Source organism: Dokdonia sp. MED134 (assembly GCF_000152925.2).
GTDB lineage: Bacteria > Bacteroidota > Bacteroidia > Flavobacteriales > Flavobacteriaceae > Dokdonia.
This window is the reverse complement of record NZ_CP009301.1, coordinates 2,410,484-2,428,156: the sequence shown is the minus strand read 5'-3', so window position 1 is coordinate 2,428,156 and position 17,673 is coordinate 2,410,484. Positions and strand designations below refer to the sequence as shown.

Here is a 17,673-nt window from a genome sequence, read left to right as displayed (position 1 = left end):
AAAAGTGTAAGTTTGCACTTTATTAATTACATATTTTATAATGGAAGGAACAGTAAAATTTTTCAATGAGTCAAAAGGTTATGGTTTTATAACTAATGACGAGACTGGTAAAGACATCTTTGTACACGTTACAGGTCTTAACGGGGAAACTATCAACGAAGGAGACAAAGTTGAGTACGTAGAAGAAGAAGGAAGAAAAGGATTGACTGCTGCACAAGTAAGTGTACTGTCATAATTAAGATAGATACTTTTTTACGATTACAAAAAAGCTCGCCTATGGCGGGCTTTTTTATTGACTTTACTTTTACAATAAGTAGTTCTAAAAAATTCGATTAAGGACAACGCTAGCATCCAGCAGTATGATACAGAATACACCAGCCACTATAATAAACTTCAAGATATTATGGAGTAGTACATAATGAGGCCTTGCTTTAGACTGCCATAAAATAGCAAGAAAAAGGAGTAACAACACCACACTACCATAAAAATAATAGCTCATATAACCCAGCTTAAAATGGTTTATAAGAAAGAATACAGGTATAACTGTAAGACCAGCTAGCAACGACAGTAGCCACTTTGAAGTAACAGCTCCGTACATTACGGGTATAGTACGATATCTTTGTGCAAAATCTCCCTTAAGATTCTCTAAGTCTTTTACCATCTCTCGCATAGCTATCACTAAAAACAAAAAGGACCCGTGTACAAATATCACTGGAGCTAGATTTCCATAATAGATAAACACAGCAAAGAAGGGTGTGATAGCAAGTGTTGCCGCTACGAGATTTCCTAAAAAAGGAATCTTCTTAAGCTTATGTGAGTAAATCCAAATACCAAAAATATAAAGCGCATAAAAAACAACTGCCTTAAAAGAGACATAACTAGCCGCTATAACTGCAAGAAAATTAAGAGTGAAGTAAATAGACAGCTTTGTGTTTTGACTCACTAAGCGGTCTAGCATCGTTTTCTTAGGCCTGTTTATGAGGTCTTTTTCTGAGTCGTAAAAGCTGTTTATTATATATCCAGAGGCTATTGTAAAAACACCTGCAAGCACTAAAAAGAAAAGGTTAGGGTCAAATAATATCTCACTAAGCCTCTTATCTGGCGCAAGTATAAATATAGATGTAAGGTACTGAGCAAGTACAATAATAAGAATATTGTAACCTCTTACTACAGAGAATAGACTTACTAACTTAAGGATAAAACGTTTGTTTTTTCGCGAAAGCATAAGCTATCTCGTTTAATAAAAAATGTATGAAATTAATTAGAACGTGTAAACCACTTCTAGCTTGTGATCTTTAAGAGCCGCTTGTGCTTTTTCAAGATCTTCTGTAAAGCCTAGCATATAACCACCACCTCCAGAACCGCAAAGTTTGAGATAGTAATCATTAGACTCAATACCTTGTTTCCATAGGTCGTGAAACTTTGCAGGAATCATTGGTTTGAAGTTACTTAAAACTACTTTAGAAAGCTGCTTTACATTTCCAAAAAGTGATTTTACATCTCCTTTTAAGAAATCATCTATACAGGCATCTGTATGCTTTACAAACTGATCTTTAAGCATAGACCTAAAACCGTCTTGCTTCATATTTTCCATAAATATGTTTACCATAGGTGCAGTTTCACCTACAATACCACTATCTAAAAGGAATACGGCTCCTGTACCCTCTTCTGCTTGAGAAGGAATACCTGCAGCTTCAATGCTATCTTTACTATTAATAAGTATAGGAAGACTTAAGTAACTATTAAGAGGGTCTAATCCAGAAGACTTACCGTGAAAAAATGACTCCATTCCACCAAAAATTGTTTTTAGCGTGAGCAACTTCTCTCTTGTAAGGTTTTCTAAAACGGTAATTTTATCTACGGCATATTTATCATAAATAGCTGCAACTAGTGCACCGCTACTTCCTACACCATATCCTTGTGGAATGCTTGAATCAAAGTACATACCCGCAGCTACATCTTGATTCATTTTATCAATATCAAAAGAAACTAACTCCGGCTGCTCTGTTTGTAAATCATTAAGATAAGTAACAAACTTTGCAAGCTTCTCATTTGAGTCCTTTGCCTCTTGTGAAGGGTTCTCCTCTATCTTTAACGCTCCGTTATAGAAGTTATAAGGAATAGCAAGTCCTTTTGAATCTTTTATAATTCCGTACTCGCCAAAAAGTAAAATCTTAGAATAAAATAACGGGCCTTTCATATGGGGTGCTCTTAATACCAGTTACAAATTTACAATTTTTTTGCTCCATTACCCACAAAGTCATTGATATAGTGGCCGTTTTGGCAAAATTTTGAAAGTTTAGCAGCTATAAAGTCTTGTACACTATACTTCTCATTTTCGGGATAAAGCACGTGTACGTTTGCGCCAGCATCTAGTGTAAAGCACACCTTTGAGCCCGTTTGTTGTCTATAATCCCATATTTCATTTATAATCTCGAGCGTTTTAGGCTTCATCAATATAAAATAAGGGTGGCTGGTCATCATCATTGCGTGTAGCGTGAGTGCTTCACTTTCAACTAGTTTTATAAACGCATCTACATCTCCTGCCTCAAAAACACGCATAAGCTCAGATAAGTTATCGTGAGCCTGGGAGAATCTCGCTTTCGCGAAAGCGTGACCGTGCATAAGGCCGTGACCTACTGTACTACTTACTTGTTTCTCTCCTTTATCTACCAGTAAGATGGTGTCTTGATAATTTTTAAAATTATCGTGTACATTGCTATTATAACTTGTGCCAAAAATATCGCTACTATTGGATATCTCTTTATGATTACCCCATACCACCAGAGGTCCATCTAAACTTCTACACGCGCTACCAGAACCAAGTCTTGCAAGAAAGCTAGCCTTTTGTAAAAAATAGGCGGGCGTCATATCTGGATTGCTCTGTCGCTCTATCTCCATAAGGCATAAAGCAAGCGCACTCATACCAGAAGCAGAACTTGCAATACCTGAGCTATGCGGGAAAGAGTTTGCCGTGTCTATCACATACGAGTACTCCTTAACAAAAGGTATATACTTCTCTATACGTTCAAAAAACTTTGCGATTTTAGGTTTAAAATCTGGTTCTGACTTGCCGTCTAGCAGTACATCAAACTCAATCTCACCAGTAGCACTAGCAGTCTTTTTATAAGTAAGCGTGGTCGTAGTGTGACAGTTAGAAAGCGTAAAACTTATACTAGGATTTTGTGGTAATTGCTCACCGTGTTTACCCCAATATTTTACAAGGGCTATATTACTAGGAGACTGGTAAGTGACAGATCCTTGTGTAAGTACTTTATAATTTTCTGAGGGTATAAAATCGCTTTCGGTCATAGAGTGATTATAGATATATGGGCAAAGATAGCAATATCAACGCTTAGACACGTCTAAGAATATTTACTACCTTTAAGACCAATCCTTTCCTTATGAACAAAGATTTACTAGTTCGTATAGTGCTTAGCATTATTATTTGCCTACTTGTAGGTACCATAGGTTCTCTAGCTACTCAATCTAGCATAGATAACTGGTATGTTAGTCTTATGAAGCCTAGCTGGAGTCCTCCTAACTGGGTATTTGCTCCCGTGTGGATCACTTTATACATTCTTATGGGGATTGCCGCCGGTATAGTTTGGAATCGAGGATTTTATCACAAATGGGTAAAAACGGCCCTTTATCATTTTGGGTTTCAGCTCATCCTTAATGGAATGTGGAGTATTATATTTTTTGGGTGGCAGGAGCCGTTTCTTGCCTTACTAGCAATTTGCGGACTGTTTATCTTAGTGATATTTACTATAAAGTGGTTTAAAGTAGTAAATCGATGGAGCGCTGCATTACTTATTCCTTACCTACTATGGCTTGCCTTTGCAACTGCCCTTAATTTTGAAATCTGGCGTCTCAATTAGAAAGTGCTAGCAATTTTACGATGGTCTTATAATTGCGGGTTGTAGCAAGCACGTTTAATCTTTTTTCAAAAAAAGTGTTTGTCGCCTTTGCTTTTCCGTATCCTTTCTCTGGATATATGTAAACACAATTTTCTGTAGCTATAAAGTGCTCGTTAGGTAACTCTAGATTATTTACAAGGGCTATCTCTTCAGTGCTGGGCAGGGTGTGCAATAATGTAAAGTAACTTGAGGCTATACATTCTGGTGGGAGCGCATAGTTCTCATAAACCTGAGTGAGCATTTTACGAGTGAGCACAAACACTGGGACCTCAAAACCGAATGCACCTACAATAGCTTTCTTTATAACAGCTGTTATCTCATCTATACTTTTCTCGTGAGATTTAAATATTATATTTCCACTCTGTATGTAAGTCACCACATCATTATATCCAAGCGAAGTTAAGAGAGTTTTGAGGTCTGCCATCTTGATTTTTTTATGACCTCCTACATTAATCCCGCGCAGTAAACATATATACGTATTCATAAATCTACTCTTTAAGAATCTATAGCCTGAGCAATGAGATAGCCTCCCGTCCAAGCATTTTGAAAATTAAACCCACCTGTGATTGCATCTATATTGAGTACCTCTCCAGCGAGATAAAGATGATTTACTTTTTTACTCTCAAAGGTTTTAAAGTGTACTTCTTTAAGATTTACACCTCCAGCGGTCACAAACTCTTCCTTAAAGGTACTCTTACCATCTACCTTGTATCTGGATTGAGTAAGTTCTCTACTAAGAGATTGAAGCTGGCTTTTTGTAAGCTCTGCCCACTTTATGACGGGCTGGACACCAGCTGCAATAAGTAAACTTTGCCATAGGCGCTTAGGCAAGTCTAACTGCGCGTAGGTGTGAGGCGACTGCTTTGCGTGAGCCATTTTGAGCTCCACAAGCATCTCTAGTGCCTCTTCTTGCGAGTAATGCTGCAGCCAGTTTACCTGTATGTCAAATTTATAATTAATAGCAGCAAGATCTCTCGCTCCCCAGGCAGACAGTTTTAATATAGCCGGGCCACTCATCCCCCAGTGTGTAATAAGTAATGGCCCTTCAGACTTTTGCTTTGTGCCAAGTACTTTTATAGTGACATCTTTTGCAACACCCATTAACCCCTCAATACGTTTATCTTTTATATTAAAAGTAAAAAGTGACGGTACAGCGTTAGTAATTGTATGACCTAGTTTTTCGAGGAGTTTCCACATTTTAGGGTTGCTACCAGTGGTCATCACTAGCTTATCGCAAGTAAACACCCCCTTACTGGTTTTTACAAAAAAAGTATTGGTGGTTTGCGCTTTCGCGAAAGCGTCATCAAAACCTACATCTTGCACGGCGTGGTTAGTAAGCACTTCAATGCGATGCTTTTTTGCCAGAGAGATAAAACAATCTACAATAGTGCCCGAAGAATCTGTCACTGGAAACATTCTTCCATCTTCTTCTATCTTGAGCTCGACACCACGTTCTTCAAACCAGGCTATGGTATCTCCCGTCATAAAAGTATGAAATGGCCCAAGCAGCTCTTTCTCACCTCGAGGATATTTTTTTGAAAGCTCCTTAGGTATAAACTCTGCGTGGGTGACATTGCAACGACCACCACCAGAAATTTTAACCTTAGTAAGAACATCTTTACCTCGCTCAAGTATCGCAATCTTGAGTTGCGGGTTTTTTTCGGCAAGATTAATAGCTGTAAAAAAACCGGCAGCCCCACCTCCTACTATGAGTATATCAAATCTATTCATCTTAACATCTGGAATAATACGTTTGTAAAGATAGGTTTATTAAAGCCTTTGCTATACAATTTACTTTGCTTCTATATTAGTGTGGCCCCATCATTAAATACGTTTTTTAAAATAGCAACTTAAGGAGCTCTAAGGATATTAAACAAAGTGACTAATAATATGAGTACGCTTTCGCGAAAGCGTAAACCTAATTATAGGACCCGCATCACTTATTTTACGAGTTGAAATTTTAACATTTACTAATGTTACGAAAACATTACGAAAAGGTGTTTTAAATAGCTAGATTTTAAAAAATCATTTTGCATTTAGAGATTACACCCATAAAATTATGCGGAAACACGAATTTTGACTACCGTTTTTTACTGAATTCCTACTAAAACGGGTTTGTTCACACGAAATCGTTTTCGTAACTTTAACGGGCAATGTGTATGGTCTTAACATAAAATTTACATATTTTTAGCTTTTAAAATGAGGTAATTACTCATAAAAAAACTAAGCAAACTAATTTTTAAACAAGATTCTTATGAAGAAAGTAATACTTAAAAGTATGCTCTTGTTTGTCGCAATTCTCTTTGTAGGGATTGCCCAAGCCCAAACAGTAACAGGTACAGTTACTGAAGAAAATGGCCCGCTACCGGGAGCAAACGTAATTGTAAAAGGTACCTCAAATGGTGTTACAACCGATTTTGACGGCAACTACAGTCTTAACAATGTTCCTAGCGATGCTACCCTAGTATTTAGCTATGTGGGATTTGCTACTCAAGAAGTAGCTGTAGGAGGTAGAAGTGTTGTAAATGTTTCTTTGGCAACAGATAACGCACTAGACGAAGTTGTACTTATAGGGTACGGTTCTACTACTATTAAAGATGCTACAGGATCTGTAGACAACGTAGGGTCTGAAGATTTTAACCAAGGGGTTATACAATCTCCAGAACAACTTATACAAGGTAAAACTGCCGGTGTACAAATCTCAGAATCTTCTGGTGAGCCAGGTGCGGGTATTGCGATACGTATACGTGGTAATAACTCTATACGTTCTGGAAACGATCCATTATTTGTAGTAGACGGTGTGCCACTTGCAGGTGGAGGCGCTCCTACTGTAGGTGTTGGTGCTGGAGTACAAGGTGGTGCTACTGGTGGTAACCCACTTAGTTTTATTAACCCTAACGATATTGAAAATATCTCTATACTTAAAGATGCATCTGCCACAGCAATCTATGGGTCAAGAGGTGCAAATGGTGTAATCATTATACAGACTAAAGCTGGACGTGGTGCTTCAAAAGGTGTATGGGAGCTTACTTCTTCTGTAAGTTCTGCAAAGCCACTAAATAGTTTTGACTTACTTAATAGACAACAATTTCTTGATGCTACAGATGCCATAGGTGCAACTCCTCTTGTGGAGGGTAGCAATACAGACTGGCAAGATTATATTACTCGTAATGCTTTCTCGAGACAAACAGATTTAAGCTACTCAAAAAGTTACACAGGTGGTAATGTGCGTGCATCTTTTGGGTACGGAAATAACAATGGTGTAATAGAAAACTCTAGCCTTGAGCGTATCGCAGGAAGATTAAACTTCTCACAACGCTTACTTGATGACAAACTTTTAATCACTGGTCAAGGTAGTATCTCTCGTATAAACAGAGAGAATCCTGCACTAGATGGTACTGCTGGTTCTACAGGAGATTTAATAGGTGCTGCCTTAAGAGGTAACCCTACTTTTCCGGCAGATCCAGATTTTAACCCTGGTGGAGGGGTTCTTAACCCAGCAAGTTTACTTCAGTACTTTGAAGGTAGAACAAATAGTAGAAGAATTCTAGCAAACTTATCTGCAGATTACTCTTTTACAGACGAGTTTAGCGCAAAAGTAACTGTAGGTTATGACAAGACAGATGCAGAGGGTAGCGCAATTTACTCTTCTAGCATAGTAGGTCTTCCTAACACTTCTGGAATAGGTCGTGGAGGTTTTACAGAGACTGAAAATAAAAACTCACTACTTGAAGCTACACTTAACTACAAGAAAGACTTTGGAAACTCATCTTTAGATCTTTTAGCCGGTTATTCTTACCAAGAGTTTGACAATAGCGGTTATTTCTCAAATGCTGCTGGTTTTGGATCTCAAACATTAGAGCAAACTAGAGACGCTTTAAGTCGTCAGTTTGGATTAATAGATGATGTACTTGATGGAGGATATGCTGTATTTGGATACGGTGCAGATGGTACGTATTTAACAAGATTAACTCCAGAGGTACAAACAGGTCTTGAGTTACCTACAACTTTTGATCGTCTAGTACCAGCTTATACTGCAGGTATATTTGATACGGTAGATGAGCTACAATCTTATTTTGTAAGAGCAAATTATACAATTGCAGATAAGTACTTATTTACAGGTACCTTTAGAGCAGATGGTTCTTCTCGCTTTGGTGATAACGAGCGTTATGGTTACTTCCCTTCTGGAGCTTTTGCTTGGAAAATATCTGAAGAAGATTTTATAGGAGATAATATTTCTACTTTAAAACTTAGACTAGGAGCTGGTATTGTGGGATCACAAGAAGGTCTTAATTTTGGACAATTCTTGCAAATTGAGAGAGCTGGTGGAGCTGGTATAGATAACAACCTAAACGTGCTAGCAGGAGGTGTTCCTGGTACATTTATAGACGGAGCATTTACAAACCCAGATCTTAAGTGGGAAGAAACTACAGATCTTAACGTAGGAGTCGACTTTGGGTTTAATGATGATCGCCTTAACGGTTCTGTAAACCTCTACCGTAAAGAAACTCGTGATTTATTACTTAATCAAGCTGTTGCTGCACCAGCAGGAAGTGGCGGTACAGTTTTCCAAAACCTATCAGACGGCATTGTACTCAACCAAGGTATTGAGTTTTCTTTAAACTACGATTTCTTTGATACAGATGATTTTGGATTTGGAGCTAGCTTTAATATAGCTTACAACAAGAATGAAGTTCAAGATACACCTCTAAGCATCCCAACAGGAGCTATACGTGGTAATGGTCTTACAGGTGCATTTGCACAGCAGCTCGAAGCTGGACAGCCTTTATTCTCATTCTTTATGGCTGAGTTTACAGGATTTGATGGAGACGGTAATCCTACCTACACAGATTTTAATGGTGATGGTGTAGGTGACCCAGATTCTGACAAGTTCTTTGTAGGTGAAAATGCAGTACCTCAGGTTACTTCAGGTCTATCACTTAATGCTCGTTACAAGAACTTTGACCTTGCAACATACTTCATCGGCCAGTTTGGATTCTCAGTTTACAATGCTACTGCAAATGCTTTCTTTAATAAGTCTGCACTATCTATAGGTGGTAACGTAACCCAAAATGTCGTAACAAGCAACGAAAATCCAAATGCTACAGTTGCTGTGTCTACTAGATTCCTTGAAAAAGGAGATTTTATTAGAATGCAAACCGCTTCTTTAGGCTATAACTGGCCTCTAAGTGGTGAAGGTATGTTTGACTCGCTACGTTTAAGCCTAACAGGTCAAAACTTATTCTTAATAACAGATTACAGTGGTCTTGACCCAGAAACTAGTCAAAACACTGGTTCACTTAATGCTTCTGCCCTTCCTACTGCGGGTATAGACTATGGTTCATACCCTAGAGCTCGTACATTCACACTTGGTGTAAATGCAACATTTTAAATAAAAAAAAAGAAGAATTATGAAACACAACAAAAATTTATCAAAGATGATACGCAATATTGCGGGCATCTTTGCGGTAGCAGCACTCGCTGTAGGCTGTACCGACCTCGAAATTGAAGGAAACGAAGCAGGGATTGTAACAGACGCTAGTTTTGCTGGTGTTACAGATCCAGATTCTTTCATAGACAATATGTACGGATCACTTAATGGTTATATAGGAGATCAAGCAAATTTATTTGCTCTTTCTGAAGTAACTACAGATGCGGCACTTATCCCTACACGTGGAGCAGACTGGGGAGACAATGGTATATGGAGACAGTTACACCAGCACAACTGGTTAACAACTCACACGTTCATTCTTAATACATTCGTACAGTGGAACTCATTACATTTCCAATCTGCACAAGTACTATCAAGTCTAACTAACTCGTCTACTCAGAACAAAGCAGATGCTTACTTTTTAAGAGCATTAGGTATGTGGGTGATTCTTGATAACTTTGGACAGATCCCAGTAAGAGATCCAGAAGAAAACCTATCTGTTAACCCTGTTGTTTTAACTGGTGCAGAAGCTGTAGATCAAATCGTTTCTGACCTTAACGCTGCAATCACAGATCTTCCAGCTGGTGGACCTGGATCAGGTAACTCTAGAGCTACAAAAGCGGCAGCAAGATACCTTCTTGCAAAAGTGCTTCTTAACAAGCATATATACTTGGGTAATGAAACTGCAGATAGTGCAGATATGAACCAAGTAGTATCATTAGTAGACCAAATACAGGCAGAAGCTTATGGTCTTGAAGATGGATATTTTGATATTTTCAGAGAAGAACTTGATGACGAAACAATCTGGTTTATCCCTACGGGTGTAGGTAACCGTATCTGGAATGGTCTTCACTACAATATGTCACCAGAAATTGCTGGAGGAGGATGGAATGGATTCTCAACACTTGCATCTTATTATGACTTATTTGAAGGAGATCCTAATAATAATGAGCCAGGAAACGGTCAAGAGGAAAGAAGAGGTTTTGTACCAACATCAGGACTTACTCTTGCAGAATTCCCAGAAGGAACAGATAGTAATGACAATGGTATTGCAGATGGAACAAGTATTGGTTTTGGATTCTTAATTGGACAACAATATGCAGATGATGGGACTCCATTACAAGATCGTGCAGGTAACGCACTCTTCTTTACAAGAGACTTTACTGATGCAGATGGAAACATAAGCCTTATTAACAACAACGAAGTTACAGGTATACGTGTTCAAAAATATGCTGCTCGTTATGGAGGATTTACTCCACACGAGATATTCTTCAGATATTCTGATGCACATATGATGAAGGCAGAAGCAATCTTCCGTTCTGGAGGTGATGCAACACCACTTGTAAATGAATTAAGATTATTAAGAGGAGCTACAGCCTTAGGTTCTGTTACTGCTCAAGATATTATAGATGAGAGAGGTCGTGAGTTTTATGCAGAATTCTGGAGACGAAATGATTTGATCCGTTTTGGTCAATTTACTTCAGACTGGCAACTTAAAGACCCTGCTGCTGTAGGAAATACTGATAAGAATTTATTCCCTATTCCAGCAAGTCAGCTTATTTTAAACCCTAACCTTACCCAAAATCCAGGCTACTAAACTTGGTACAATAATTAGCTTAAAAGAGGGTTAGAGTTTTCTAACCCTCTTTTTATATATTACATTCTCATAAGTAATTTATCTAAGTGAAAACTTCATTACCCTTACTCCTACTATGTATATTTCTTTTCTCCTGCTCACAGCCAGAGAAAAATTACCGCTTTGTACATAAAATAGATACTGGAATCACTTTTACAAATGAGCTTACAAAATCACCAGAGCTTAACATACTTAATTATCTCTACTACTATAACGGTGCTGGCGTTGCTACAGGCGACTTTAATAACGATGGCCTAATAGACATTTACTTCACTTCAAATCTTCAACAAGATCATCTATATTTAAATCTAGGGAACTTAAAATTTAAAAATATAACCGCCTCCTCTGGTATAAACAACAGAGACGGCTGGACCACTGGCGTTACTACAGTAGATATAAATAATGATGGATATCTAGACATATACGTGTCTAAAGTCTCAGGACACTTACATCTCAAAGGGTCAAATTTACTTTACATTAATCAAGGCCTTACAGATGGTGTACCTACTTTTAAAGAAGAAGCGTCCAAGTATCAATTAGACGTTAAAGGCCTCAACACTCAGACTGCCTTTTTTGACTATGACCTTGATGGAGATCTTGACGCTTACCTACTATCGCACTCACTCTACCCCAATGCTTACTTTGGCAGAGGGAGCCAGCGAGAAACTAGGGATACTATAAATGGCGATAGACTGCTAGAAAATAGAAACGGTGTTTTCTATAACGCTTCCGCGAAAGCGAATATATATGCATCAAAAATAGGCTACGGCCTAGGAATTAGTATTAGCGATATTAATAACGACGGTTATCCAGACATATATATTGGGAACGACTTTTTTGAAGATGACTATTTGTACCTAAATCAAAAAAACGGCACCTTTAAAGAAATACATAGCAGTGCAGGAGTTTTAGGTCACACTTCGCACTTCTCTATGGGAAATGATATAGCAGATATAAATAATGATGGCCTTTCTGATATCATATCTGTAGATATGTTACCAGAAGATCCATATACTTTAAAAACATCTGGTGCCGAATATAACTACCCTATATTTTCAAATAATCTAAAGCAAGGCTACAAACCGCAATTTATGCAGAACACGCTACACATAAATAGCGGCGCTGCTACCTTTACCGAAACGGCATTTTTGAGCAACGTAGCGAGTACAGAATGGAGCTGGTCTCCCCTCTTTGCAGACTTTAACAATGATGGTCATAAAGACCTTTATATTACAAACGGCATAGTAGGAGCTACTAACGATATGGACTTTATCAATTTTATCTCTAATGATAATATTCAGAAACGTCTAGGTAAAAATATGACTGATGGTGAACTTCCTTTTATAGAAGAAATGCCTAGCAAAAAAACAGAAAATTACTTCTTTAAAAATAATAGAAACGCAACTTTTACAAACACCTCATCAGACTGGATAGCTCCTAAAACATCATATAGTAATGGAAGCTCATATGCAGATCTAGATAATGATGGAGATTTAGACCTCATTGTAAATAATGTAAATGAAGCTGCTTACATACTGGAGAATAAGACACAACAAATAGACACCACAAGAAACTATCTTAAAGTGGCCTTTAATGGTCCGCATCACAATAAATTTGGTATCGGTACAAAGGTGGAGGTATACACTACGCAAGGTAAACAGTATTTTGAAAATTATACTACGCGTGGCTTTCTGTCATCTGTTGCTCCAGAACTATTTATAGGTCTAGATACTGTGAATACCATAGACTCTTTAAGAGTGATATGGCCAGGCGGAAAAACACAAAAGCTAAACACTATTATTTCTAACCAAAAGATAACTCTAGATTATAAAAATGCCTCTGGCGATTTATATGATAGTATACAAATAACACCTATAACACGTTTTATAAATGACACCCTAATTCCTTTTCGTCATAATGAAAATGCTACCGTAGAGTTTAGTCGCAATCCTTTAGTGCCATATAGTTCTACTAATCTTAGCAAAGCCATACGTATAGGTGATATAAATAATGACGGCCTAGAAGATTTTATAACCCTAGGTGCAAAATCTCAAATAACTTCGTTACAACTACAAACCACTTTAGGAAATTTTACTCAAAAAGAACTTCCTAATGATCGCACACACGCAATTGCCGAAGATATAGACGCTATCATTTTTGATGCAAATGGTGACGAGCTCAACGATCTTATCATTGTGAGTGGTGGTAATGAAATACAAACCGGTAGTGCGCTACAACCTAGGTTGTATCTCAATACTCAAGAAGGGCTTAAACAAGTTGAAAATGCTTTCGACAACATCTTTGTAAATGCATCTACTGTTCGCGCAGTAGATCTAGATCAAGATGGTGACCTAGATCTTTCTATAACAAGTGACGTTATCCCTCAAAAGTTTGGGACAACACCTCAACAATATCTTTTTAGTAATAATAGTGCAGGTAACTTTAGTAATATCACACAGAGTTATAGCTCAGACTTCGCAAACATTGGTAATGTGCGTGACATACAGTGGCAAGATATAGATAATAATGGTTATCCAGACGCAGTAGTTGCAGGTCACTGGATGGCTCCCACAATTTTACTCAATGACGGTAAAGAGCTTTCAAAACAACAAAACAATGGCTTAGAAAACGCTACAGGGTGGTTTAATTCATTAAAAGTAGTAGACCTTGACAATGATGGAGACCTTGATATAATAGCTGGTAACTGGGGACTCAACACCCGCCTCAAGGCTTCGGAGGGAGCGCCAGTACAGTTATATATCCAAGATTTTGATGATAATGGTAAACTTGACCCTATAGTAACCTATTTCTACAAAGGAGCAGAGACGACTATCGCCACAAAAGACGAACTTGTAAAACAGCTACCACAACTCAATAAAAAGTATCTTTCTTATAACGCTTTCGCGAAAGCGGAATTTAAAGATTTACTACCTAGCAACAAGCTTACAACCGCAACAGTAAAAAAAGTCACGGAACTTGCCTCTGTTTATTTTGAAAACAAAGGAGATGGCACCTTTACCAAAAGACAATTACCATTACCCGCACAAGTCTCATCTGTACACGACATACTTGTAGATGACATAAATAATGATGGTTATAACGACCTCATTCTAGTAGGTAATGATTACCAGATAAGTACACAATTAGGCAGGTTAGACGGCTCAAAAGGTATTGTCCTTTTCAATGATAAAAAAGGCTTTTTTAACGTGGCAGAAAAGACAAAAATCAATATTTTAGGTGCTTCCAGAAGCATTGACACAACTACGATATCTGGAGAAAAATACATCATCGTTGGTAGAAATAATGACACTCCATTGTTTCTTAGAAAAGAAGAATAAACTTATGGACATTTTAAAAACATACAGGCTTTTTGTCTTAGTAACTTTTACCATTTTTCTATGCTCTTGTAATAAAGAAAGTGCAAGTCTGGATATTGACACTAAGGAGACACTTTTTACACAAATGTCGCCAGACAGCACAGGTATTTCTTTTATAAATAGCATAAAAAATCAAGCAGATTTCAACATTTTTAAATACCGTAATTTTTATAATGGTGGCGGTGTTGCTATAGGTGATATAAATAATGATGGGCTTGCAGATATTTACCTAACGGCAAATATGGGGAAGAATAAATTGTATCTCAATAAAGGTGATTTTAAATTTGAAGATATTTCTAAAAGCGCTGGTATTGAGGGTAACAAACCTTGGTCTACTGGGGTGACAATGGCAGATGTTAATGCAGATGGACTTCTAGATATTTATGTAAGTAATGCTGGCAACCTTAAGGAAAACAGTCACGATAATGACTTGTACATTAACAATGGTGACCTCACTTTTACTGAGCGCGCAAAAGAGTATAATCTCGCCACCTCTGGCTTTACAACACACGCGACCTTCTTTGATTATGATAAAGATGGTGATCTAGATGCATATATCCTTAACAATAGTAATGTCCCTGTAAGTAGTCTAGGTAACAAAGGACAACGGGACAAACGTGCACAAGATTGGGCAAATGTAGATAGCGATACTAGAGGTGTAGGTGATTTACTTATGCGCAACGACGGTGGAGTATTTACAGATGTAAGTGAAGAGTCTGGCATATATGGCTCTCTTATAGGTTTTGGGCTAGGCGTTGTAGTTACAGATATAAATAAAGATCTCTGGCCAGATATTTATATATCAAACGACTTCTTTGAGCGTGATTATTTATATATAAATAACCAAGACGGCACTTTTACAGAAGAGATTAAAGAGTGGACCTCTCACCTGTCACTCTCTGCGATGGGTATTGATATCTCAGACATAAATAACGATGGGCTTCAAGATATTTTTATCACAGATATGCTTCCCGATGGAGAGGAGCGCGTAAAGTCTGTAATGGAATTTGACGGTTATAATGTGTATAAACGTAAACAGCGTGATGACTTTTACCAGCAATTTATTCAGAATACGCTGCAAATAAATAACGGCAATGGTTCATTTTCTGAAACAGCATACTTTAGTGGTGTTGAGGCCACAGACTGGAGTTGGTCGGGTCTTGTTTTTGATATGGATAATGATGGTTATAGAGATATTTATATTACTAACGGTATTAACCACGACCTCACAGATCTAGACTTTGTAGACTTCTTTGCAAATGAACTTATACGTAGTAAGGTCAATGGTAAAACCCATCCAGTAGATTCTATCATTAATAAAATGCCTGTAAAACCACTACCTAATTATGCCTATCAAAACCAGAAGGACTTAACATTTACAAACAAGGCTCAAGACTGGGGCCTAGGCCTAGAGAGTATGTCTAATGGTGCTGCTTATGGCGACCTAGATAATGATGGTGATCTAGATATTGTGGTTAATAATGTAAATATGGATGCATTTGTTTACAGAAACAACTCTGTAGTAGATGAATCTCATAATTACATAAAAATAAACTTTGAGGGTAGTGATAAAAATAGATTTGCAGTGGGTACTACTGTACGTCTATATCACGACAATCAATCTATTTTACAAGAACTTGTTCCATCTAGAGGTTTTCAATCTTCTATGGAGTATGGTATGACCATAGGTCTAGGAGCTTCAAAAACTATAGACTCATTGCGTATTATATGGCCTAATGACAAGACACAACTACTCAAAAACATTAATGCGAACCAAACACTTACGGCTAAAATTAGTGAGGCCTCTGAAGTATATAAATACCCCATCAAAGAGTCTAACACCATACTTAGAGAATTAGATAATACACTCCTTACTTCACATCAAGAAAATGAGTACAATGATTTTGACTACGAGGGGCTTATTGCAAAGAAACTCTCACAAGAAGGTCCTGCCCTCGCAGTAGGTGATGTAGATGGAGATGGCAATGAAGATATCTTTATAGGTGGAGCAAAAGATCAAGCTCCTACCTTGTACTTACATAAGGGAGATGGGAAGCTTGTACCTTCTTCTATAAATTTTGATAAGTCTGCAATTTTTGAAGATACTGCGGCTTCTTTTGTAGATGTAACTGGTGATGGCGCCTTAGACCTCATCGTAGCTACTGGAGGAAACCAGATAGATGGCGCTCCATTTTACAGGCCACGTTTATACGTAAATAAAGGTGACGGCTCATTTAATCCGGCTCAATTACTACCAGCTGTAAATCAAGGTGCCTCTGTTATTGCTCCTTATGATTATGACCAAGATGGTGATGTAGATTTATTTATAGGTTCTAGAAATACAACAAGCACCTACGGTATTAACCCAAAGCATTTGTTATTACAAAACAATGGTAAAGGTAGCTTTACAAATGTAACATCTCAACAAGGAGCTGTCCTTAATGATGCTGGTATGGTTACAGATGCTGTATGGACAGATATAGATGGTGACACTATAAAAGAACTAGTACTCACTGCAGAGTGGGATACCGTAAAAGCATATAAACTAGAAAATGGAAAACTTGTGAGACACAACTCGAGTCTTGATAATGCTTACGGCTGGTGGCAGAGTATTGAAAGTGCAGATATAGATAATGATGGTGATCTAGATTTAATACTAGGTAATGAAGGAACAAATATTCATTACAAACCTACTCAAGATGCACCTATGAAGTTATTTATAAATGATTTTGATGCAAATAGTACGATAGAACAAATTACTACCATAACTCAAAATGGTAAAGATTACCCCCTACACCAGAAAAAAGAAATAATGGGACAAATCGTATCACTAAAAAAACAGAACATAAAAGCCTCAGATTATGCAAAAAGATCTATAGATGAGTTATTCTCTGCAGAGGTACTGGCAAACTCTAAAGTAAAGAAAGTTAACACCTCTGAGTCTGCTATTGCCATAAATGATGGAAAAGGAAACTTTACCTTAAAAGCACTACCTGCTGGCGTACAATTATCTTGTGTGTGCGGCATAAGCTGTACCGATGTAAACAATGATGGACTGCTTGATCTTGTTATGGGTGGTAATAACTTTGAGTACAAACCACAGTACTCTCAACTAGATGCAAGTTTTGGCAGTGTATTACTAGGTGATGGCTCTGCAAACTTTGAGTGGCAACCCTATACCAAAAGTGGGTTTTATGTGCGCGAAGAGATGAAACACTTACAGACTTTTACAGATGCAGCTGGTAACACATACTTTATAGCCGCGCTTAATGACAGTAAACCACGAGTTTTTGCGCTTAACAATTAACT

11 protein-coding genes are annotated in these 17,673 nt (G+C 37.7%); 6 read left to right on the top strand and 5 right to left on the bottom strand.

The window, feature by feature from the left end:
- Nucleotides 1–40 precede the first annotated feature (40 nt).
- Nucleotides 41–235: a cold-shock protein gene (locus MED134_RS10690; RefSeq protein ID WP_035326968.1), complete on the top strand. Its 195-nt coding sequence runs from the start codon at nt 41–43 to the stop codon at nt 233–235.
- Between the two features lie 84 nt (nt 236–319).
- On the opposite strand, the gene MED134_RS10685 is transcribed toward MED134_RS10690, so the two are convergent.
- From MED134_RS10685 to MED134_RS10675, 3 genes are read right to left on the bottom strand one after another with little or no spacing between them, the layout of a single operon-like run.
- Nucleotides 320–1,225, bottom strand: a complete 906-nt coding sequence (locus MED134_RS10685) for a geranylgeranylglycerol-phosphate geranylgeranyltransferase (RefSeq protein ID WP_038598843.1) — start codon at nt 1,223–1,225, stop codon at nt 320–322.
- A 36-nt stretch (nt 1,226–1,261) separates the two neighbouring features.
- Nucleotides 1,262–2,200 (bottom strand): mevalonate kinase, encoded by a 939-nt coding sequence (locus MED134_RS10680; RefSeq protein ID WP_038598839.1) that lies wholly within the window; start codon nt 2,198–2,200, stop codon nt 1,262–1,264.
- Between the two features lie 29 nt (nt 2,201–2,229).
- Nucleotides 2,230–3,312 (bottom strand): diphosphomevalonate/mevalonate 3,5-bisphosphate decarboxylase family protein, encoded by a 1,083-nt coding sequence (locus MED134_RS10675; RefSeq protein ID WP_038598836.1) that lies wholly within the window; start codon nt 3,310–3,312, stop codon nt 2,230–2,232.
- A 92-nt stretch (nt 3,313–3,404) separates the two neighbouring features.
- Here MED134_RS10675 and MED134_RS10670 point away from each other — a divergent pair, with 92 nt between their 5' ends.
- Nucleotides 3,405–3,881 carry a TspO/MBR family protein gene (locus MED134_RS10670; RefSeq protein ID WP_038598834.1) on the top strand — a complete coding sequence of 159 codons (477 nt, stop codon included), beginning with the start codon at nt 3,405–3,407 and terminating at the stop codon, nt 3,879–3,881.
- Here MED134_RS10670 and MED134_RS10665 read toward each other — a convergent pair.
- The gene (locus MED134_RS10665) at nt 3,874–4,404 is read right to left on the bottom strand and encodes a DUF1697 domain-containing protein (protein ID WP_038598831.1); all 531 of its coding nucleotides are present in this window, start codon (nt 4,402–4,404) and stop codon (nt 3,874–3,876) included. The genes MED134_RS10670 and MED134_RS10665 overlap by 8 nt on opposite strands.
- Nucleotides 4,405–4,415: 11 nt before the next feature.
- Nucleotides 4,416–5,651 (bottom strand): NAD(P)/FAD-dependent oxidoreductase, encoded by a 1,236-nt coding sequence (locus MED134_RS10660; RefSeq protein ID WP_038598827.1) that lies wholly within the window; start codon nt 5,649–5,651, stop codon nt 4,416–4,418.
- A gap of 523 nt (nt 5,652–6,174) precedes the next feature.
- Here MED134_RS10660 and MED134_RS10655 point away from each other — a divergent pair.
- The 4 genes from MED134_RS10655 to MED134_RS10640 all read left to right on the top strand — a co-directional run bounded on the left by MED134_RS10655 (nt 6,175) and on the right by MED134_RS10640 (nt 17,671).
- Complete coding sequence (locus tag MED134_RS10655) at nt 6,175–9,312, top strand: SusC/RagA family TonB-linked outer membrane protein (protein WP_038598824.1); 3,138 nt, start codon at nt 6,175–6,177, stop codon at nt 9,310–9,312.
- Nucleotides 9,313–9,331: 19 nt separating this feature from the next.
- Nucleotides 9,332–10,948, top strand: coding sequence for a RagB/SusD family nutrient uptake outer membrane protein (locus MED134_RS10650; protein WP_038598821.1), 1,617 nt, complete (start codon nt 9,332–9,334; stop codon nt 10,946–10,948).
- A gap of 86 nt (nt 10,949–11,034) precedes the next feature.
- A complete protein-coding gene (locus MED134_RS10645; protein WP_038598818.1) occupies nt 11,035–14,325 on the top strand; it encodes a VCBS repeat-containing protein in 3,291 nt (1,096 codons plus the stop codon).
- Between the two features lie 4 nt (nt 14,326–14,329).
- Nucleotides 14,330–17,671: a VCBS repeat-containing protein gene (locus MED134_RS10640; RefSeq protein WP_038598815.1), complete on the top strand. Its 3,342-nt coding sequence runs from the start codon at nt 14,330–14,332 to the stop codon at nt 17,669–17,671.
- Nucleotides 17,672–17,673: the final 2 nt, after the last annotated feature.